This is a genomic window from Rossellomorea sedimentorum (genome assembly GCF_046237645.1).
Lineage (GTDB): Bacteria > Bacillota > Bacilli > Bacillales > Bacillaceae_B > Rossellomorea > Rossellomorea sedimentorum.
On the sequence record NZ_CP143546.1, the window covers coordinates 117,662 to 137,365 of the forward strand.

Consider the following 19,704-nt stretch of genomic DNA (forward strand, 5'->3'; position numbering starts at 1 on the left):
ATGATGTTTGGCAGATTTACTGAAAGAGCTCAGAAGGTTCTTGCTTTAGCACAGGAAGAGGCAATCCGATTATCTCACAGCAACATTGGAACAGAACATATCCTTTTAGGATTGGTGCGTGAGGGTGAAGGGATTGCAGCGAAAGGATTGGCTGCCCTTGGACTGAGCCCGGATAAAATTCAGAAAGAAGTGGAAAGCCTGATCGGGAAAGGTAAAGAAAATTCCCAGACGATCCATTATACACCGAGAGCGAAAAAGGTGATTGAACTTTCAATGGATGAAGCGAGAAAGCTCGGCCACTCTTATGTTGGGACAGAGCATATCCTGCTTGGTTTGATCAGAGAAGGAGAAGGTGTAGCGGCCCGTGTATTGAATAATCTAGGGGTCAGCCTGAATAAAGCAAGACAGCAGGTTCTTCAGCTGCTCGGCAGCAATGAGTCGAACGGCCATCAGGGCGGCACTAACACAAATGCCAACACACCGACGTTGGACAGTCTTGCAAGAGACCTGACAGCTATTGCAAGAGAAGACAGCCTTGATCCGGTGATCGGAAGAAGCAAAGAAATTCAACGTGTGATTGAAGTACTCAGCAGAAGAACAAAGAACAACCCGGTATTGATCGGTGAGCCCGGTGTCGGTAAAACAGCGATTGCCGAAGGACTGGCGCAGCAGATTGTCAATAATGAGGTGCCTGAAATCCTTCGCGATAAACGCGTGATGACGTTGGATATGGGGACAGTTGTAGCGGGGACTAAGTACCGTGGGGAATTTGAAGACCGCCTTAAAAAGGTCATGGATGAAATCCGCCAGGCCGGTAATATCATCCTCTTCATTGATGAGCTTCACACATTGATCGGTGCAGGCGGAGCGGAAGGTGCAATCGATGCATCCAATATACTGAAGCCGTCGCTGGCTCGCGGCGAATTACAATGTATCGGTGCGACGACGCTTGATGAGTACCGTAAATATATTGAAAAAGATGCTGCATTGGAAAGAAGATTCCAGCCAATCCAGGTTGATGAGCCGACAACAGATGAATCAATTCAAATCCTTAAAGGGCTTCGTGACCGTTATGAAGCGCACCACCGTGTGTCCATCACGGATGAAGCCATTGAAGCGGCAGTCAAGCTATCAGACCGCTACATTTCAGACCGTTTCCTGCCGGATAAAGCCATCGACCTTATTGATGAGTCGGGTTCCAAGGTGAGGCTGCGCTCGTATACGACCCCTCCTAATCTGAAAGAGCTGGAAGTGAAGCTGGAAGAGATCAGGAAAGAGAAAGATGCAGCAGTCCAGAGTCAGGAATTTGAAAAAGCCGCTTCCCTGAGAGATACGGAACAGCGCTTGCGGGAAGAACTTGAAGAAACTAAGAAAACCTGGAAAGAAAAGCAGGGTCAGGAGAATACGGAAGTAACCGTCGAAGATATTGCAAAAGTCGTCTCCAGCTGGACCGGCATCCCTGTCAGCAAGCTGGCTCAGACCGAAACGGATAAACTTCTTAAGCTGGAAGAAATCCTTCACTCCCGTGTCATCGGCCAGGATGAGGCAGTGAAGGCTGTATCAAAAGCAGTAAGAAGAGCAAGAGCCGGCTTGAAAGATCCGAAGAGGCCGATCGGCTCATTCGTTTTCCTTGGACCTACGGGTGTTGGTAAAACAGAATTGGCCAGGGCACTAGCTGAATCTATGTTCGGTGACGAGGAAGCGATGATCAGGATTGATATGTCAGAGTATATGGAAAAACACTCGACTTCACGCCTTGTCGGTTCGCCTCCGGGTTATGTAGGATATGATGAAGGCGGCCAGCTTACAGAAAAGGTACGCCGAAAGCCATATTCAGTCATCCTGCTTGATGAAATCGAGAAAGCACATCCTGATGTATTCAATATCCTGCTTCAAGTCCTGGAAGACGGGCGCCTGACTGACAGTAAAGGCCGTACAGTCGACTTCAGGAATACCGTCCTTATCATGACGTCAAACGTAGGGGCGGACTCACTGAAAAAGAATAAACATGTCGGCTTTAACATCCAGGATGGTGAACAGGATTATAAAGATATGAAAGGAAAAGTGATGGAGGAGCTGAAGAGGGCTTTCCGTCCGGAATTCCTGAACCGTATCGATGAAATCATCGTCTTCCATTCTCTTGAAAAAGCCCATCTGAAAGAAATTGTGACATTGATGTCTGATCAATTGACAAATAGACTGAAAGAACAGGATATCTCCTTAGAACTCACAGACGCAGCTAAAGAGAAGATTGCCGATGAAGGCTTTGATCCAGAATACGGGGCCCGTCCATTACGCCGTGCGATCCAGAAGCATATCGAAGACCGTCTTTCTGAAGAGCTGTTGAGAGGCACGGTCTTGACAGGTCAGAATATTGTCATTGATGTAGAAGAGAATGAATTCACTGTCCGGATGAAAGAGACAACGAATACATCTTCATAATTAAGGTAAAGCAATCAAGAGCAGTCATTCTTACTCCTTGATGGAGGCTCTGCTGTCATGCAGGGCCGTCATCTGGATAAGGGCTGCTCTTGGCTTGCCTTTTTTCATTTTTTAACCAAGCCTGGTGAGATACGGCCAGTTGCCACTTTCCCCGGGGGTGTCAATGAAACTAATGTCCGGTTTGTTTTATTTTCCCTCTTATTTTTGTCACCTTCCTTCAAAAAAGTATACGATGTTCCCTAAAGTAGTATTTCAATAAAATAATTCACATAGATATAGAAGAGAGAGGTAATACAGTTGGCTAAAAAGAAAACAAAGTTTATGTGTCAATCTTGCGGCTATGAATCAGCAAAATGGATGGGCAGATGTCCTGGCTGTTCAGAGTGGAATAAGATGGTCGAAGAAGTAGAGATTACAGGGAAACAACCAAGGGGTGCCTTTAAGCATTCGGTACAACAGGGACCTTCAAAAGCTGAAAAACTTATATCGATTGAATCCAGGCAGGAACCAAGAGTAGAGACAGATTCTGGAGAGTTGAACAGGGTGCTTGGAGGAGGAGTTGTTCCCGGTTCTCTTATTCTGATCGGCGGAGATCCCGGTATCGGTAAGTCAACTTTACTGCTGCAGGTTTCATCTCAATTAGCAGAGGGTAAACACAAAGTTCTATATATATCCGGCGAGGAATCCATTAAACAGACAAAGCTTAGAGCAGACCGTTTGGCCATCAAAGCGGACGATCTTTATATATATGCAGAAACCAATTTAGAAGCCATCCATGGCACTATTGAAGAGCTTGCTCCTGAATTTGTCATTGTCGATTCCATTCAAACGATCTTCCATCCGGAAGTGACATCCGCTCCCGGAAGTGTTTCCCAGGTAAGGGAATGTACAGCAGAGTTAATGAGAATAGCCAAAACAAAAGGAATTGCGATATTTATTGTCGGGCATGTTACAAAAGAGGGATCGATCGCAGGCCCGCGACTGCTGGAACACATGGTTGATACAGTCCTCTATTTCGAGGGTGAGAGGCACCATGCCTATAGAATCCTTAGAGCTGTCAAAAACCGGTTTGGCTCGACCAATGAAATGGGAATCTTTGAAATGAAAGAACTGGGGCTTGAGGAAGTCGCCAATCCTTCAGAGATTTTCCTTGAAGAAAGGTCGCAGGGGGCTGCCGGGTCTACCGTTGTCGCTTCTATGGAAGGTACAAGACCTGTACTCGTTGAGATCCAGGCCCTTGTCACCCCGACAAGTTTCAATAATCCCCGCAGGATGGCAACTGGATTAGATCACAGCAAAGTTTCGTTGATCATGGCTGTTTTGGAAAAGCGTGCCGGCTTTCTGCTGCAGCACCAGGACGCTTATTTGAAGGTTGCCGGCGGCGTGAAGCTTGATGAACCTGCCATTGATCTTGCAGTTGCGGCATCCATTGCTTCCAGCTTCAGGGACCAGACGTCCGATCCGTTTGACTGTATTATCGGGGAAGTCGGGCTGACAGGTGAAATACGCAGGGTATCCAGAATCGAACAGCGTGTACAGGAAGCGGCAAAACTAGGTTTTAAAAGGGTCATTATTCCTGCTAATAACATCGGGGGGTGGAAAGCACCGTCCGGTATTGAAATCGTCGGTGTAAAAAATATCAACGAAGCGCTGAAGCAAATTTTAGGAGGATAAGTACATGAATGAGAAGAAGGTACAGGATAAGTCGATGTCCGATATCCTGCAGTTTGTCGCTCCGGGGTCACCGCTCAGGGAAGGGATCGACAATGTGCTGAGAGCAAATACCGGGGGACTTATCGTCATTGGTTACAATGAAAAAGTGAAATCATTAGTGGACGGCGGCTTCCATATTAATAGTGTATTTTCGCCGAGTTATCTATATGAGCTGGCGAAAATGGATGGAGCCATCATCTTGAATGATTCAGGCACAAAGATTATTCTGGCCAATGCACAGCTGGCACCGGATGCCACTGTACCTTCTTCTGAAACCGGTATGAGGCACCGGACCGCCGAACGTGTAGCCAAGCAGACAAAATGCCTGGTTATTGCCATTTCTCAGAGAAGAAACGTCATTACTCTGTATCAGGGCAACTTCAGATATGCCTTGAAAGATATCTCAAATATCCTGACAAAAGCAAACCAGGCGATCCAGACATTGGAGAAGTATAAGGTAGTGCTGGATCAAAGTATTTCAAACCTTTCTGTCCTGGAATTCGAAGAACTCATCACATACAGTGATTTGCTGCAAGTGCTGCACCGGTTCGAGATGGTCCTACGGATCAAAAACGAACTTTTAACGTATTTGAGCGAACTGGGAACAGAAGGAAGGCTGATCAGGCTGCAGATGAATGAACTGCTATCAGACATCGAAGAGGAAGCGATGCTGATCATAAGGGATTATTCACACGCCCGGAATATAAAGCCATTTGATGTTCTGCATAAGTTCCAGGAATTGGTGCATTCTGAGGTGCTGGATGATACGGTGCTCTTGAAATTGCTTGGTTATAACGGATATATTCATTTGGATGATGGTGTTTGCCCGCGCGGTTACAGGGTGCTGAATAAGATTCCAAGGTTGCCGATTGTCATCATCGAAAATCTTGTGACCAATTTTGAGATCCTGCCAAATATCTTGAAAGCGGATGTAGAGGCACTGGATGATGTTGAAGGAATTGGGGAAGTAAGGGCCCGCAAAATAAAACAGGGATTGAAGTTGATCAGGGAACAGACGTTTGCAGACAGGCAGTTGTAGGACATTTGTCGTGTATTTGAATTAATGTTAAAATATTACTTTTTTAAAATTGACACCCCCATGATTAAGTGTTAGCCTTTTTTCAAAGGCTGGTGCATGAGCCATTATACTAATATAACAAAAGTGTTTCTTTTTAGTTACATTCAAAAAATATTGCGATTTAGTACGTTTCAAAAATAGGAAATTGTTTATAATGAGTAGGAGGAGGTGAGGGGATGTTAAAGAGAATCGTTCAAGCATGTTTCCTTATACTTGGGGGGACATTAGGGATTTTTCTTCTTCCCGATTTACTGAAATTAATGAATTTGTCAGATGAACCGTTGTTAAACAACCCTTATATAACTGCCATATTAGGAGCTATTATTTTTTATATATTAACTTTCTGGGCAGTTAAGTACGTAGAGAATTTTATTAAGTGGTTTGAAGATTCGCTGGTCAAGGCACCGGTAACCGATATCTTGTTTGGAAGCTTAGGTTTGATTCTCGGATTGTTTGTAGCTTATCTCTTCGGCATTCCATTCAATTCAATGCAGATCCCGATTGTTAACACAGTCGTGCCGATCCTGCTTACCTTGCTGCTTGGATACCTTGGATTCCAGGTAGGTTTCAAGAAAAGGGATGAACTCATCAATCTTTTCTCTATGGGAAATAAAGAAAAAGGGAAAAAGAAAGGCGCGGATGATGAGGTCGAGGCTCCGGAGAAGACACTTAAGATTCTTGATACGAGCGTGATCATCGACGGACGCATCGCGGATATCTGCCAAACCGGATTCCTGGAAGGAATTATCGTGATTCCCCAGTTCGTCCTGGAAGAACTTCAGCATATCGCGGACTCCTCAGATGTATTAAAGCGTAACCGTGGAAGGCGCGGACTTGATATCCTGAACCGTATCCAGAAAGAACTGCCGATTGAAGTCCAGATTTATGAAGGGGACTTTGAGGAGATCCAGGAAGTGGACAGCAAGCTGGTGAAGCTGGCTAAGATTACGAATGGAATTGTCGTCACGAATGACTTCAATTTAAATAAAGTATGTGATTTGCAAAGCGTGCAGGTATTAAATATCAATGATTTGGCGAATGCGGTCAAACCTGTCGTTCTGCCTGGTGAAGAGTTGCGCGTCCAGGTCATCAAAGATGGAAAAGAGCAGAAGCAGGGCATTGCCTACCTTGATGACGGTACAATGATCGTTGTCGAGGAAGGCAGGAACTATATTGGAAAGAGCATCGACGTACTGGTCACAAGTGTTCTTCAAACTTCTGCCGGCCGAATGATTTTTGCCAAGCCGAAGCAATTGGAAAAGGCCTTATAAACGATAATTATAAATAACAGCATGGTAAACCGGCGGTGGCTAATGTACTCTGAGAGAGAGTTCTGTCACCGCCTTTTTATCAGTCTGAGGGAGATAGGAGTTTACATATGAAATACCAGGTGATCATCCCGGCGGCAGGGCAGGGGAAAAGAATGAAAGCCGGAAAAAATAAACTGCTGCTGGAACTTGAGGGGCGGCCGATCCTCATTCATACGTTGGAAGTATTTGAGGAAGATCCTGATTGTGAAGAAATCATACTTGCAGTGCATCCCGGGGATAAGGAAACGCTGGAAGAGCTTGCCGAGAGATATGGCATATCTAAGCTGAAGAAAATGGCTATTGGTGGGAAAGAGCGCCAGGATAGTGTATATAATGCACTCCAAACAATTCAAGATGCTAAGATAGTCCTTGTTCATGATGGTGCCCGTCCGTTTATCGCCCGTAATGTAATAAAAGAGTTGGTGCAACAAGCCATATTAAGAGGCGCGGCAATAGCGGCTGCCCCTGTAAAGGATACAATTAAGAGAGCGGCGGACGGTATAGTGGAAGAGACGATAGAGCGTTCAAGCTTGTGGCAAGTTCAGACTCCGCAGGCTTTTCATATGCAGCTTTTGATGGATGCCCACATAAAAGCGGAATTGGAAGGTTTTACAGGAACAGATGATGCTTCGCTCGTGGAACGGCTGGGTGAGGAAGTCGGGATTGTGGAAAGTGACTATGATAATATTAAGATAACCACGCCGGAGGACTTATATTTTGCAGAGGCTATCCTCGCAAAGAGAAGGCAAAATCAGAATTGAAAGGAAGTTAGTCATGTTCAGGATTGGACAAGGTTTTGATGTGCATCAATTAACGGAAGGAAGGCCGCTCATCATCGGGGGAATTACCATCCCTTATGAAAAGGGACTGCTTGGCCATTCCGATGCGGATGTGCTCCTGCACACGGTAGCGGATGCGTGCCTCGGCACCATAGCCGGAGGAGATATCGGGAAACACTTCCCTGATACAGACCCTGAGTTCAAGGATGCAGATTCAGGGAAACTTTTAAGCCACGTTTGGAATCTTGTAAAAGAGGAAGGTTATGAATTGGCTAATATCGATTGCACGATCATTGCGCAAATGCCTAAAATGGCCCCTTATATCCCACAAATGAGGGAAGTAATCGCAGAACTATTGGAAGCGGATATTTCCCAGGTGAATGTGAAAGCAACCACATCAGAAAAACTCGGATTCACAGGGCGTGGGGAAGGAATCGCCGCGCAGGCTACCGTGCTGGTTGTTAAATCAACTCAATAAAACGGAATAGAAGGCATGGTATTAAAGGATTTCTTGGCTGTCGGTCATCTAGGCTTATGATAATTATTTAAATAGGATGACTGTGATCAGTATCATGCAGCGCAAAATTCACCACCGCTAAGCCCTTTTTAAAAGTAAAATTATCATTTATAAAAAGGTGTTAGTCCTGCACTACTAAACCTACCTTTCTATTCATGATTGGAGCGGAAGGTGTACGACCTCCTGCGGGACTAGCGGGACGTCCAGTTCCAGCACCCAGCCCCTCGGGATCAAATAACCCTAAGAGAATAAAAGGGAAGAACACCTTTTATTCTCTTCGGAACATTTGCCTGTCGGGGCTGATCAGGGTGCTTCCACTTTTGATGACAGGTGAGACCCCGGAGGCGCAGCCGAGGAGGCCAATCCAGCTTCAGCGGCCAGCGACTAGCAGATTTCGGTCTCTCTTCTTGCGATAAGTCATCATCGAATCGCTAAAGCTCTTCGTGATTCCTTTATCTCATGCGAGAGCCCTAAAATCTGTACGTCGCTGATCGGCCGCTTCCGCTTTTTAGTTCACCGCCCGCCCCGCGGAGTCGGGCACCTGCAGCGGAAATCAACGGAATTTTCTTAAACGGTTTATAAAACCATGCCTAATGAGAAGAGTAATGTTCACCATATTTACGAGCAGAACAACAATATAGCTTTATTCATCTACCCAACGGTGATAAAATATTGCAGAGATACTGAGAATCGAGGAGGAAATACTCATGACAAACGAAATCAGAGTGCGTTATGCTCCGAGTCCAACAGGACATTTACATATCGGTAATGCCAGAACAGCGCTCTTCAACTACCTTTTTGCCCGAAATACCGGTGGAAAGTTCATTATCAGGGTTGAAGATACAGACGAAAAACGAAATATTGAAGGCGGAGAAGAAAGCCAGCTTAAATACTTGCAATGGCTTGGAATAGACTGGGATGAAAGCGTGGATAAAGGCGGCGAATATGGACCATACCGCCAGTCAGAACGAAACCATATCTACAGCAAGTATTATCAAGAGCTTTTAGATAAAGGCCTGGCATATAAATGCTATTGTACGGAAGAAGAGCTGGAAGCAGAGCGTGAAGCACAGCAGGCGAAAGGCGAGATGCCGAGATATTCCGGCAAGTGTGCCAATCTATCCCAAGCTGAGCAGGAGAAACTTGCTGGTGAAGGCCGCCAGCCTAGCATCCGTTTCAAGGTGCCAGCTGGAAAAGTTTATAAGTTCAATGATATCGTGAAAGATGATGTTTCATTTGAGTCGGATGGAATCGGTGATTTCGTCATCGTTAAGAAAAATGGCATCCCAACATATAACTTTGCGGTAGCGGTTGATGACTATCTAATGAAAATCACTCATGTGCTTAGAGGGGATGACCACATATCCAATACGCCTAAGCAGTTAATGGTTTTTGAAGCATTTGGATGGGAACCGCCTGTATACGGTCATATGACTTTGATTGTAAATGAAAACCGTAAAAAGTTGAGCAAGCGTGATGAAACGATCATCCAATTCATTGAACAATACGAAGAGCTTGGCTATATGCCGGAAGCGCTGTTTAACTTTATTGCTCTGTTGGGCTGGTCTCCAAAAGGGGAGGAAGAGCTGTTCAGTAAGGAGCAGTTCATTGAAATCTTTGATCCTGCACGCTTGTCTAAATCACCGGCAGTGTTTGATAAACAAAAGCTGCTCTGGGTGAACAACCAATATATGAAGAATCTTGATTTGGATGAAGTAGCTTCATTGGCGATGCCTCATTTAGAAAAGGCGGGTAAAATCAGCGGGAATCCTTCTGAAGAAGAAAAAGAGTGGGCACGCAAAGTGATTGCCTTGTATCAGGAGCAAATGAGCTATGGTGCTGAAATTGTTGAACTGTCGGAAATGTTCTTTAAAAAGGATATTTCCTATGATCCGGATGCAAAAGAGGTTCTTTCCGAAGAGCAGGTACCGGAAGTGCTGCGGGCTTTCGTAAACGAAATCGATCAGCTTGAAAATTACGAAGCGGCAGAAATCAAAAAATCAATCAAAGCGGTTCAAAAGTCTACCGGACATAAAGGAAAGAAGCTTTTCATGCCTATACGTGCCGCTGTAACAGGTCAGACTCATGGCCCGGAGCTGCCGAATGCCATTGAACTTTTAGGGAAAGATAAAGTAAAACATCGAATCCAGAGTCTTTTGGGTTAACATTTGCGCAGATTTGTAATATATTAAAAGTACTACAAACCGAATAAGAAAAAGTGTTGATGAGGAGAAGTAAAAAAATGAAGCTTTTCAGAGAGAACCATCACCGGCTGAAAGTGGTTTAAGCCTCTCGTTTTTTGAAATGCACCTCTGAGTCCTTTATTGAAAATAGTATGTAAAGGCGGTTTCCTTCCGTTACAAGGGTTAAAGTTGGGGAAAAAACTACCTTTTTACCCAAACAGAGTGGAACCGCGCCGAAAGCGTCTCTGTCTTAGGACAGAGGCGTTTTTTGTATTTGTAAGCTTTGTTTCACACTGAAATGTGTTGGTTGATTTCCGCTCCAGGATGTGCGACTCCGCGGGGCGTGCGGTGAGCCTCCTCGGCTTTGCCTGCGGGGTCTCACCTGTCACGCTAATCCCGCAGGAGTCACACATCCTTCCGCTCCAATCAACCTACCTAATAACAAACATCCCTCTTTTGGAAAATTATTTTTTATGAATAACCTTTAGTAACAGCTAAGTAATACTTTCAATGTGAGTAATTATAAAGTCTTAAAACCAGTCACTTTATTCTCCAGTTCAGAGAATAGGAATAAAAGGAAAGGAGGAAACTCAAATGTTCAAACGTCTTAAAGAAGATATCCAAACCGTTTTTGACCAGGATCCGGCAGCACGAAATGCTTTGGAAGTCATCCTGACTTATTCAGGATTGCATGCCATTTGGGGGCACAGACTTGCCCACGCATTTTATAAACGCAAATTTTATTTCATGGCAAGAGTGATATCCCAGTTAAGCCGTTTTTTCACAGGGGTTGAGATACACCCTGGAGCAGTAATCGGCAGACGGTTTTTCATCGATCACGGAATGGGTGTTGTCATAGGGGAAACGTGTGAGATTGGTGATAACGTAACAATCTTCCAAGGTGTCACGTTGGGTGGTACGGGAAAAGAAAAAGGAAAACGTCACCCGACGATCAAGGATAATGCATTGGTGGCAACTGGCGCAAAAGTACTAGGTTCCATAATTGTTGGGGAAAATTCTAAGATAGGGGCCGGCTCGGTGGTCCTGAAAGATGTCCCGCCCAATTCGACGGTGGTCGGTATTCCCGGCAGGGTCGTCATACAGGACGGCGTGAAGGTGAAAGAGAAAGATTTCAATCACACTGATCTTCCTGATCCGGTGGCAGACCGGTGCAATGACCTGGAAAAACAGATACTGTCACTAAAAGAAAGGCTTAAAGAAGTGCAAACGAAAGGGGATATCAGGCAAAGATGACAATTAAAATTTTCAATACTCTCACAAGAAGAAAAGAAGAATTCAAACCGCTCGAAGAAGGCAAGGTGAAGATGTATGTCTGCGGACCGACGGTTTACAATTATATTCATATAGGAAATGCCCGCCCGGCGATTGTATTTGATACTGTTCATCGGTATTTCGAATACAGAGGATATGATGTTAATTTTGTCTCCAATTTCACGGATGTGGATGATAAATTAATCAAAGCCGCAAATGAACTTGGAGAAGATGTCCCGGCCATTGCAGACCGTTTCATCGCGGCTTACCATGAAGACACGGAGGCACTTGGATGCCAAAGAGCCGATGTCCATCCACGGGTTACGGAGAATATGGACATTATCATCGATTTTATCCAGGCTTTGGTTGATAAAGGATATGCTTATGAATCCCAGGGCGATGTCTATTATAGAACCAGGAAATTCGAGGGTTACGGTAAGCTTTCCCATCAATCGATTGATGAATTGAAGGTGGGAGCAAGAATCGAGGCAGGTGACAAAAAGGAAGACCCGCTGGACTTTGTACTTTGGAAAGCGGCGAAAGAAGGGGAAATCTTCTGGGAGAGTCCATGGGGACAAGGAAGGCCGGGCTGGCATATCGAGTGCTCTGCAATGGCAAAGAAATATTTAGGAGAAACAATCGATATTCATGCAGGAGGTCAAGACTTGGCTTTCCCGCATCATGAAAATGAAATTGCCCAGTCAGAAGCGTTAAATGACAAGACATTTGCCCGTTATTGGATGCATAACGGCTACATCAACATCGATAACGAAAAGATGTCGAAATCACTTGGGAACTTTGTCCTTGTCCATGACATTATAAAAGAGCAGGATCCTCAAGTACTGAGATTTTTCATGTTATCTGTTCACTACCGCCACCCGATCAACTATAATCTTGAGCTCCTTGAAAATGCCAAGACGGGATTGGACCGCTTGAAAACGTCTTATGAGAACCTGAAACACAGGAAAGAGGTTTCTGCAGAGCTGGCTGACAACAATGAAGAGTGGATTGAAAAGATTGCCGCATTGAAGAGCCAGTTCATCATTGATATGGACGATGATTTTAATACAGCCAACGGTATTTCTGTCCTTTTCGAATTATCAAGGCAGGCGAACTATTATCTTATGGAAAAGAACACATCGGTGTTCGTGATCGAGGCATTCATGAAGCACTTCCAGGAATTTTTCGGCGTACTTGGGCTGAAGCTTGAAGAAACCGAGCTGCTCGATGAAGAAATCGAGGAAATGATCAACCAGCGCAACCAGGCCCGCAAAGATCGTAACTTCCAGCTGGCTGATGAGCTGCGCGATAAGTTGAAAGACATGAATATCGTCCTTGAAGATACGGCTCAGGGAACACGCTGGAAAAGAGGATGACCATGTTATATCAGCAAAATGAAAAGATAGATGCCAAACAAATGAACGCACTTGCGCTGGCTTATATGGGGGATGCCGTATATGAAACGTATGTACGGCAGTTCCTTCTTCAGTCAGGCAGGGTAAAACCAAATCAGCTGCACCGGGCTGCGACAGGTTATGTTTCAGCAAAGGCACAGGCAGCGGCACTTAAAGTGATATCAGATCGGGAATTGCTGTCGGAGGAAGAGCAGGCGATTGTACGAAGAGGCCGCAATGCCAAATCCGGCACAATCCCGAAGAACACAGATGTTCAAACTTACCGGTACAGTACGGCTTTTGAAGCGCTAATCGGTTATTTGTTTCTGCAAAACAGGAAAGACCGTCTGGAAGAACTGATAAATATGGTACTTGAAGATAATATGAACACAGACCAGAAAGGAGGATCATGATGAGCAATGAATTTATAGCAGGGAGAAATCCTGTAATAGAAGCACTTAAATCAGGCAGGGATATAAATAAAATTTGGATTGCGGAAGGCTCGCAAAAAGGATCGATGGGGCAGATCATCTCGCTTGCAAAAGAAAACAAAGTCCTGATCCAATTTGTACCCAAGCAGAAAATCGAAGGAATGGTTAAGGAAAACCATCAGGGAGTGGTCGCCTCGGTGGCAGCTTATCAATACGCAGATATGGACGAGCTGTATGCCAGAGCGGAAAAAAGTGGTGAGACACCATTCTTTTTAATGTTGGATGAGCTTGAAGATCCGCACAACCTCGGATCAATCATGCGGACGGCTGATGCTTCGGGGGTACATGGGATCATCATTCCAAAGAGAAGAGCGGTCGGACTTACGGCAACAGTGGCGAAAGCATCAACGGGGGCGATTGAGCATATTCCTGTAGCGCGTGTCACCAATTTGGCCCAGACCATTGATGAACTGAAGGAAAAAGGCATCTGGGTAGCGGGCACTGATGCGAAGGGCGCGGATGACTACCGCAGGCTGGATGGAACGTTGCCGATCTGCCTTGTTATCGGCAGTGAAGGGAAAGGTATTGGCCGTTTAATAAGAGATAAATGTGATTTTCTTATTAAGATGCCTATGGTTGGACACGTGACATCGTTGAATGCATCTGTCGCAGCCAGCATTCTGATGTATGAGGTCTATCGCAAACGCCATCCTTTGGGAGAGTAAGATAAGATGGACATTCTCCTCGTAGATGGCTACAACATTATTGGTGCCTGGCCGGAGCTCAGGGATTTGAAGAATAAAGACCTTGCTGAGGCCAGGGACCGCCTGGTGGAATGTATGGCAGAGTATCAAGGCTATACCGGTTACAGAGTCATTGTTGTATTCGATGCTCAATATGTTTCTGGGATTGGCAGGGAATATAAGAATTATAAAGTGGATGTGTTTTATACAAGAGAAAACGAGACGGCGGATGAAAGAATTGAGAAGCTGGCGATCGAGCTCAATAATATAAAAACCCAAATTTATGTTGCTACCTCCGACTTTACTGAACAGTGGGCGATTTTCGGTCAGGGTGCTTTGAGAAAATCGGCCCGCGAACTTTTTAATGAGATGCAGACCATTCAAAAAAAGATAGAAAGAAATGTTAAGAAAACGACGGAGCGAAAGCCTTCAGCCAAGATAACCCTTACCGAAGAAGTGGCAGAAATTTTTGAAAAATGGCGCAGAGGCCAACAATGAGCTGTTGACGCTTACAAAAACAGTGCTGTATAATATTTCTATCTATTGTTTGTGCGAGGGGGATATGTGTGGACATTCACAGCAGCACAGGAGAACTGAAAGCTCTACTAGAGACGATGGACGATGAAGCCGTGATTGACATGGTTCACAAGGGAGAAAGTGAAGCGCTGGATTTTCTTATAAAAAAATATCGGAATTTTGTGAGAGCCAAAGCGAGGTCTTACTTTCTTATTGGCGCGGATAAAGAAGATATTGTGCAAGAAGGCATGATTGGCCTTTACAAAGCGATACGCGACTACAAAGAGGACAAGCTGACTTCTTTTAAAGCGTTTGCCGAACTCTGCATTACCAGGCAAATCATCACCGCCATCAAAACAGCTACACGTCAAAAGCATATTCCATTGAATTCGTACGTATCTTTGGACAAGCCCATTTATGACGAAGAATCGGACAGGACCCTTCTGGATGTCATAACAGGTGCCAAGATTACCAATCCGGAAGAACTGATCATCAACAGGGAAGAATTTGACAGTATGGAAGGTAAGATGGCCGAACTGTTGAGCGACCTTGAAAGGAAAGTGTTATCCCTTTACCTTGACGGGCAGTCATATCAGGAAATCTCGGAAGAATTAAACCGCCATGTGAAATCGATCGATAATGCTTTGCAGAGAGTCAAACGGAAGCTCGAAAGGTATCTGGAAGTAAGGGAGATCACCCTTTAAGGCTTCCGGGACCATATTGACACAGGGACACCGCCATGTTATTTTGAATAGGACTTAATTAGTATAAAACACAGCAGGTGAGATTTATGAGCAACAAGCTTATTTTAGCTTGCAATGAATGTGGTTCCCGGAACTATACCGCTCCCAATAATAGAAGCGGAAAGCAGGATAGATTAGAGTTAAAAAAGTTTTGCAGTACATGCAATGCCCACACAGTCCATAGAGAAACAAAGTGATATAAAAAGCGGAAGCCGCCGCTGGAGCTGGTTCCAGATTAATAGACGCCCGGTGATATATACAAGTTGGAGGTAACAACAGATGTTCAAATTCTTTAGCAATGTCTCATCAGAGATGAAAAAGGTAAGCTGGCCGAAACGCAAGGAGCTTACTCGTTACACAATCACTGTCATTTCTACTGTTATTTTTGTTGCACTTTTCTTTACAGTTATTGATTTGGGGATTTCTGAACTCATCCGTCTTATTCCTGGCAGATAAAACTTTTTGTTTTATAAAAGCTGATAATAATAGAGAAATGCAGAATGCATTGTATATAGAGACAGTATTCATGGTATAATGACATTTAATAGCGCAAAACTTCTAGGAACCCGTTTAAACCGGGTTTTTTCATTTGGGCGAAAAAGTTGATTATGATATATAGAGGAGGGACGGACATTAAGTCCTAACAAATGGAGAAGAACTGGTATGTGGTTCATACTTACTCAGGATACGAGAATAAAGTAAAAGCAAACTTGGAAAAACGTGTTGAATCAATGGGAATGCAAGACAAGATCTTCCGAGTGGTCGTGCCTGAAGAAGAAGAAACAGAAGTGAAGAACGGCAAGAAAAAAGTAGTTAAAAAGAAAGTGTTCCCTGGTTATGTTATTGTAGAAATCGTCATGACCGATGACTCATGGTATGTTGTACGCAACACACCTGGAGTAACGGGCTTCGTGGGATCGACCGGCTCTGGTTCGAAACCGACACCGCTTCTTCCTGAAGAAGTGAACACGCTCCTGAAGCAAATGGGAATGGTGGAGAAGAAAGTCGATGTGAACTTTGAACTTGGGGAAACTGTGACAGTCACAGAGGGTCCTTTTGCCAATTTCACCGGCTCGATTGAAGAGATCGATACAGCTAAAGCGAAAGTGAAAGTACTCGTGAATATGTTCGGACGTGAAACACCGGTAGAGTTGGAGTTTACACAAATCGATAAATTATAACTTAAAAGAACTTGAAATTACTTTTGAAAAGTGATAATATTTCATAAGTCAGTCTGTCTCCGCGAGAGACTGCTGTACTACAAATTAAGTTCTTTATGTTGATAAAGACATTTTCTAAATGAGTGGGAGGGCAATACTGGCCCTATTACCACATCACGGACTTTAAGGAGGTGTGTCTCGTGGCTAAAAAAGTAGTTAAAGTTGTTAAGTTGCAAATCCCTGCTGGTAAAGCGAATCCAGCGCCGCCGGTTGGTCCAGCACTTGGTCAGGCTGGTGTTAATATCATGGGATTCTGTAAGGAGTTTAATGCTCGCACAGCTGATCAAGCTGGCTTGATTATCCCTGTTGAAATTTCGGTATTTGAAGACCGTTCATTTACATTCATCACTAAAACTCCGCCTGCTGCCGTTTTACTTAAGAAAGCAGCTGGCATCGAGTCAGGTTCCGGTGAACCAAACCGTAACAAAGTTGCAACGGTTAAGCGTGACAAAGTACGTGAAATCGCTGAAACAAAAATGCCTGACTTAAACGCTGCAAGCGTAGAAGCGGCTATGTTAATGGTTGAAGGTACTGCGCGCAGCATGGGTATTGTCATCGAAGACTAATACCGTGTTTAGTTGAATGTGCATGTTGGACGAGGTTGCGATGATGAAATGATTGTTTCACTCGCAACCTTTATTCGTGGGAGGTTATTCCGCTAAAACCACAATCTAGGAGGAAATAATTATGGCTAAAAAAGGTAAAAAGTATCTTGAAGCTCAAAAGCTAGTTGACCGCTCTCAAGCATACGTTGTAACAGAAGCAGTTGAACTAGTGAAAAAGACAAACTTCGCTAAGTTTGATGCATCAGTAGAAGTGGCTTTCCGTCTTGGAGTAGACACTCGTAAAAACGACCAGCAAATCCGTGGAGCAGTTGTACTTCCACACGGAACTGGTAAAACTCAAAAAGTTCTTGTATTCGCTAAAGGTGAAAAAGCAAAAGAAGCAGAAGCTGCTGGAGCTGACTTCGTAGGCGATGCAGATCTAATCGCGAAAATCAACCAAGGTTGGTTCGAATTCGATGTTATCGTTGCTACACCTGACATGATGGGTGAAGTTGGTAAACTTGGACGTGTACTTGGACCAAAAGGTTTAATGCCGAACCCTAAAACAGGAACTGTAACATTCGATGTTGAAAGAGCAGTTAACGAAATCAAAGCAGGTAAAGTAGAATACCGCGCTGATAAAGCTGGTAACGTACATGTTCCAATCGGTAAGGTATCATTCGATACTGACAAGCTTGTTGAGAACTTCACAACAATGTACGACACAATGCTTAAAGCTAAGCCGGCTGCTGCAAAAGGAACTTATGTGAAGAACGTATCTGTTACTTCAACAATGGGTCCTGGAGTAAAAGTAGATCCTTCAACTTTCGCTGTAAAATAATTTCAAATTGATATTGACTTAACAGATTGGGTGTTATATAATTCATTCTGTTGTTAAAAAATAAATAACATTTGTACCGTAGACAGCAGGGGCTGCAACGCTTAAAATCCTGCCGAGGTAATTGCGATATAACGATTCTTCAGGAATTCGTATGCAATGCCTTCATGTCTATTAACGATATGGAGGCATTTTTATTGTGATAGACCGGTATGAATGTTCATCAGAAATCTACAGGAGGTGTAATGATGAGCAGCATTCTTGAACAAAAGAAACAAATCGTTGAAGAAATCTCGGATAAGATGAAAAACAGTGTATCTACTATCATCGTAGATTACCGTGGATTAGACGTATCTGAGGTTACTGAACTTCGTAAACAATTGCGTGAAGCTGGCATCGACTTCAAAGTATACAAAAATACAATGACACGTCGTGCGGCTGAAGCAGCTGGTTTCGAAGGATTAAATGAAGTATTGACTGGACCGAACGCGATTGCGTTCAGTACAGAAGAGGTTGTGACTCCAGCGAAGATCCTTAATAACTTCGCTAAGGAACACGAAGCTCTTGAAATCAAAGCGGGTATCATCGAAGGCACAGTCACTTCTGTTGAAGAAGTTAAAGCAATCGCTGAACTTCCATCTCGCGAAGGTCTTCTTTCTATGCTTCTCAGCGTGCTTCAAGCACCAATGCGCAACTTCGCGTTGGCGACGAAAGCAGTTGCGGACCAAAAAGAAGAGCAAGGCGCTTAATCCTGCAAGTTAACTTGCAAAACAAACAACAAATTAATCATATAATATAGGAGGAAATTTAAAATGAGTAAAGAGCAAATTATCGATGCTATCAAAGAAATGTCTGTTCTTGAATTAAACGATCTTGTAAAAGCTATTGAAGAAGAATTTGGTGTAACTGCTGCTGCTCCTGTAGCAATGGGTGCTGCTGCTGGTGGAGACGCTGCTGCAGAAAAAACTGAATTCGACGTTGTTCTTGAGAGCGCTGGTTCTCAAAAAATCAAAGTTATCAAAGTTGTTCGTGAAATCACAGGCCTTGGTCTTAAAGAAGCGAAAGAACTTGTTGATAACACTCCAAAACCTCTTAAAGAAGGCGTTTCTAAAGAGGAAGCTGAAGAGCTTAAAGCTAAGCTTGAAGAAGTTGGAGCTGGCGTAGAAGTTAAGTAATTCACGGCAGATTTAAAAGCTCGCTTATATAGCGGGCTTTTTTGTTCTGTTGGTTGAAATAACGAGCATGTAACTACAGGATGTATTGCGGTAAGTACCTGAACACTTCGAAAAGGGAGGCTTTTGATGACAAATCATTATTATTCCCGTACACCTGAGGTGGAAAGTGATCCTCAGACAATAGAGGCAGTATTAAGAAATTATAAATTCCGTTTGAAGACAGATCAGGGTGTTTTTTCGAAGAGTGAAGTTGACTTTGGTTCCCGTTTATTGATCGAAGCTTTTAAGGAAAATGAAATCAAGGGCCCCTTACTTGATGTGGGCTGCGGGTATGGACCGGTCGGACTCACGATGGCAAAAACCTTTCCGGATCGCTCGGTGCATATGGTCGATGTTAACGAAAGAGCGCTTGGTCTTGCGAAGGAAAATGCGCGCAATAATGAAATATCGAATGTATATATTTATGAAAGCAGCTGTTTTGAAAATGTCAGTGAGAAAAATTTTTCAGCGATTTTGACAAACCCGCCTATCCGTGCAGGAAAGACGGTTGTTCATGAAATTTTGGAAGACAGCTATAACCATCTGAATGCCGGCGGCGAATTGTGGGTTGTCATTCAGAAAAAGCAAGGTGCAGCTTCAGCACAGAAAAAGATGGAACAAGTTTACGGAAATGCGGAAGTGGCAGCCAAGAAAAAAGGCTACCAGATTTTAAAATCCGTAAAAGAAAATTAATTGACGTAACATAGGGGCTATGTTAGTATTATAAAATGCAAAAATATTATTTTCCGGAATTATGTCCATATGT

21 protein-coding genes and 2 other annotated features are annotated in these 19,704 nt (G+C 43.9%); all 21 genes read left to right on the forward strand.

Going from position 1 to position 19,704, the window contains the following annotated elements; genetic code table 11:
- Positions 1 to 2,442 carry an ATP-dependent protease ATP-binding subunit ClpC gene (gene clpC, locus V1502_RS00595; RefSeq protein WP_409252507.1) on the forward strand — a complete coding sequence of 814 codons (2,442 nt, stop codon included), beginning with the start codon at positions 1 to 3 and terminating at the stop codon, positions 2,440 to 2,442.
- Between the two features lie 297 nt (positions 2,443 to 2,739).
- Entirely contained in the window at positions 2,740 to 4,116 is a 1,377-nt protein-coding gene (gene radA, locus V1502_RS00600) for a DNA repair protein RadA (RefSeq protein ID WP_409252508.1), read from the forward strand.
- A gap of 4 nt (positions 4,117 to 4,120) precedes the next feature.
- The gene (gene disA, locus V1502_RS00605; RefSeq protein WP_409252509.1) at positions 4,121 to 5,194 is read left to right on the forward strand and encodes a DNA integrity scanning diadenylate cyclase DisA; all 1,074 of its coding nucleotides are present in this window, start codon (positions 4,121 to 4,123) and stop codon (positions 5,192 to 5,194) included.
- Positions 5,195 to 5,409: 215 nt separating this feature from the next.
- Positions 5,410 to 6,504 carry a PIN/TRAM domain-containing protein gene (locus V1502_RS00610; protein WP_409252510.1) on the forward strand — a complete coding sequence of 365 codons (1,095 nt, stop codon included), beginning with the start codon at positions 5,410 to 5,412 and terminating at the stop codon, positions 6,502 to 6,504.
- Positions 6,505 to 6,611: 107 nt separating this feature from the next.
- Positions 6,612 to 7,304 carry a 2-C-methyl-D-erythritol 4-phosphate cytidylyltransferase gene (gene ispD, locus V1502_RS00615; protein WP_409252511.1) on the forward strand — a complete coding sequence of 231 codons (693 nt, stop codon included), beginning with the start codon at positions 6,612 to 6,614 and terminating at the stop codon, positions 7,302 to 7,304.
- Positions 7,305 to 7,317: 13 nt separating this feature from the next.
- Entirely contained in the window at positions 7,318 to 7,800 is a 483-nt protein-coding gene (ispF, locus tag V1502_RS00620; RefSeq protein WP_409252512.1) for a 2-C-methyl-D-erythritol 2,4-cyclodiphosphate synthase, read from the forward strand.
- A 746-nt stretch (positions 7,801 to 8,546) separates the two neighbouring features.
- Positions 8,547 to 10,004 carry a glutamate--tRNA ligase gene (gltX, locus tag V1502_RS00625; protein ID WP_409252513.1) on the forward strand — a complete coding sequence of 486 codons (1,458 nt, stop codon included), beginning with the start codon at positions 8,547 to 8,549 and terminating at the stop codon, positions 10,002 to 10,004.
- A gap of 47 nt (positions 10,005 to 10,051) precedes the next feature.
- Positions 10,052 to 10,272: a binding site (T-box leader), on the forward strand.
- A gap of 344 nt (positions 10,273 to 10,616) precedes the next feature.
- Positions 10,617 to 11,276 (forward strand): serine O-acetyltransferase, encoded by a 660-nt coding sequence (gene cysE, locus V1502_RS00630; RefSeq protein ID WP_409252514.1) that lies wholly within the window; start codon positions 10,617 to 10,619, stop codon positions 11,274 to 11,276.
- The gene (cysS, locus tag V1502_RS00635) at positions 11,273 to 12,670 is read left to right on the forward strand and encodes a cysteine--tRNA ligase (RefSeq protein ID WP_409252515.1); all 1,398 of its coding nucleotides are present in this window, start codon (positions 11,273 to 11,275) and stop codon (positions 12,668 to 12,670) included. Before cysE ends, cysS begins: the two co-directional genes overlap by 4 nt.
- 2 nt (positions 12,671 to 12,672) lie before the next feature.
- Complete coding sequence (locus tag V1502_RS00640) at positions 12,673 to 13,101, forward strand: Mini-ribonuclease 3 (RefSeq protein WP_409252516.1); 429 nt, start codon at positions 12,673 to 12,675, stop codon at positions 13,099 to 13,101.
- On the forward strand, positions 13,101 to 13,844 hold the full coding sequence (gene rlmB, locus V1502_RS00645; protein ID WP_409252517.1) for a 23S rRNA (guanosine(2251)-2'-O)-methyltransferase RlmB: 744 nt from the start codon (positions 13,101 to 13,103) through the stop codon (positions 13,842 to 13,844). The genes V1502_RS00640 and rlmB overlap by 1 nt, the downstream gene beginning before the upstream one ends.
- 6 nt (positions 13,845 to 13,850) lie before the next feature.
- Positions 13,851 to 14,360: an NYN domain-containing protein gene (locus tag V1502_RS00650; protein ID WP_409252518.1), complete on the forward strand. Its 510-nt coding sequence runs from the start codon at positions 13,851 to 13,853 to the stop codon at positions 14,358 to 14,360.
- A 68-nt stretch (positions 14,361 to 14,428) separates the two neighbouring features.
- Positions 14,429 to 15,082: an RNA polymerase sporulation sigma factor SigH gene (gene sigH, locus V1502_RS00655; RefSeq protein WP_409252519.1), complete on the forward strand. Its 654-nt coding sequence runs from the start codon at positions 14,429 to 14,431 to the stop codon at positions 15,080 to 15,082.
- Between the two features lie 86 nt (positions 15,083 to 15,168).
- Complete coding sequence (gene rpmG, locus V1502_RS00660; RefSeq protein WP_148941922.1) at positions 15,169 to 15,318, forward strand: 50S ribosomal protein L33; 150 nt, start codon at positions 15,169 to 15,171, stop codon at positions 15,316 to 15,318.
- Positions 15,319 to 15,400: 82 nt separating this feature from the next.
- The gene (gene secE, locus V1502_RS00665; RefSeq protein WP_113929740.1) at positions 15,401 to 15,577 is read left to right on the forward strand and encodes a preprotein translocase subunit SecE; all 177 of its coding nucleotides are present in this window, start codon (positions 15,401 to 15,403) and stop codon (positions 15,575 to 15,577) included.
- Between the two features lie 191 nt (positions 15,578 to 15,768).
- The gene (gene nusG / locus V1502_RS00670; protein ID WP_409252520.1) at positions 15,769 to 16,302 is read left to right on the forward strand and encodes a transcription termination/antitermination protein NusG; all 534 of its coding nucleotides are present in this window, start codon (positions 15,769 to 15,771) and stop codon (positions 16,300 to 16,302) included.
- A gap of 179 nt (positions 16,303 to 16,481) precedes the next feature.
- On the forward strand, positions 16,482 to 16,907 hold the full coding sequence (gene rplK / locus V1502_RS00675) for a 50S ribosomal protein L11 (RefSeq protein ID WP_148941924.1): 426 nt from the start codon (positions 16,482 to 16,484) through the stop codon (positions 16,905 to 16,907).
- A gap of 121 nt (positions 16,908 to 17,028) precedes the next feature.
- Positions 17,029 to 17,727: a 50S ribosomal protein L1 gene (gene rplA, locus V1502_RS00680; RefSeq protein ID WP_409252521.1), complete on the forward strand. Its 699-nt coding sequence runs from the start codon at positions 17,029 to 17,031 to the stop codon at positions 17,725 to 17,727.
- A 58-nt stretch (positions 17,728 to 17,785) separates the two neighbouring features.
- Positions 17,786 to 17,928 (forward strand) — a sequence feature (ribosomal protein L10 leader region).
- Between the two features lie 44 nt (positions 17,929 to 17,972).
- Positions 17,973 to 18,473 carry a 50S ribosomal protein L10 gene (gene rplJ / locus V1502_RS00685; RefSeq protein WP_409252522.1) on the forward strand — a complete coding sequence of 167 codons (501 nt, stop codon included), beginning with the start codon at positions 17,973 to 17,975 and terminating at the stop codon, positions 18,471 to 18,473.
- Positions 18,474 to 18,536: 63 nt separating this feature from the next.
- Entirely contained in the window at positions 18,537 to 18,899 is a 363-nt protein-coding gene (gene rplL / locus V1502_RS00690; RefSeq protein ID WP_409252523.1) for a 50S ribosomal protein L7/L12, read from the forward strand.
- 126 nt (positions 18,900 to 19,025) lie between these two features.
- Positions 19,026 to 19,631 (forward strand): class I SAM-dependent methyltransferase, encoded by a 606-nt coding sequence (locus V1502_RS00695; RefSeq protein ID WP_409252524.1) that lies wholly within the window; start codon positions 19,026 to 19,028, stop codon positions 19,629 to 19,631.
- Positions 19,632 to 19,704: the final 73 nt, after the last annotated feature.

Coding starts and splice junctions, on each gene's coding strand:
- clpC (WP_409252507.1), top strand. CDS start 1: ATGATGTTTGGCAGATTTACTGAAAGAGCTCAGAAGGTTCTTGCTTTA.
- disA (WP_409252509.1), top strand. CDS start 4,121: ATGAATGAGAAGAAGGTACAGGATAAGTCGATGTCCGATATCCTGCAG.
- V1502_RS00610 (WP_409252510.1), top strand. CDS start 5,410: ATGTTAAAGAGAATCGTTCAAGCATGTTTCCTTATACTTGGGGGGACA.
- ispD (WP_409252511.1), top strand. CDS start 6,612: ATGAAATACCAGGTGATCATCCCGGCGGCAGGGCAGGGGAAAAGAATG.
- ispF (WP_409252512.1), top strand. CDS start 7,318: ATGTTCAGGATTGGACAAGGTTTTGATGTGCATCAATTAACGGAAGGA.
- gltX (WP_409252513.1), top strand. CDS start 8,547: ATGACAAACGAAATCAGAGTGCGTTATGCTCCGAGTCCAACAGGACAT.
- cysE (WP_409252514.1), top strand. CDS start 10,617: ATGTTCAAACGTCTTAAAGAAGATATCCAAACCGTTTTTGACCAGGAT.
- cysS (WP_409252515.1), top strand. CDS start 11,273: ATGACAATTAAAATTTTCAATACTCTCACAAGAAGAAAAGAAGAATTC.
- V1502_RS00640 (WP_409252516.1), top strand. CDS start 12,673: ATGTTATATCAGCAAAATGAAAAGATAGATGCCAAACAAATGAACGCA.
- rlmB (WP_409252517.1), top strand. CDS start 13,101: ATGAGCAATGAATTTATAGCAGGGAGAAATCCTGTAATAGAAGCACTT.
- V1502_RS00650 (WP_409252518.1), top strand. CDS start 13,851: ATGGACATTCTCCTCGTAGATGGCTACAACATTATTGGTGCCTGGCCG.
- rpmG (WP_148941922.1), top strand. CDS start 15,169: ATGAGCAACAAGCTTATTTTAGCTTGCAATGAATGTGGTTCCCGGAAC.
- secE (WP_113929740.1), top strand. CDS start 15,401: ATGTTCAAATTCTTTAGCAATGTCTCATCAGAGATGAAAAAGGTAAGC.
- nusG (WP_409252520.1), top strand. CDS start 15,769: ATGGAGAAGAACTGGTATGTGGTTCATACTTACTCAGGATACGAGAAT.
- rplA (WP_409252521.1), top strand. CDS start 17,029: ATGGCTAAAAAAGGTAAAAAGTATCTTGAAGCTCAAAAGCTAGTTGAC.
- rplJ (WP_409252522.1), top strand. CDS start 17,973: ATGAGCAGCATTCTTGAACAAAAGAAACAAATCGTTGAAGAAATCTCG.
- rplL (WP_409252523.1), top strand. CDS start 18,537: ATGAGTAAAGAGCAAATTATCGATGCTATCAAAGAAATGTCTGTTCTT.
- V1502_RS00695 (WP_409252524.1), top strand. CDS start 19,026: ATGACAAATCATTATTATTCCCGTACACCTGAGGTGGAAAGTGATCCT.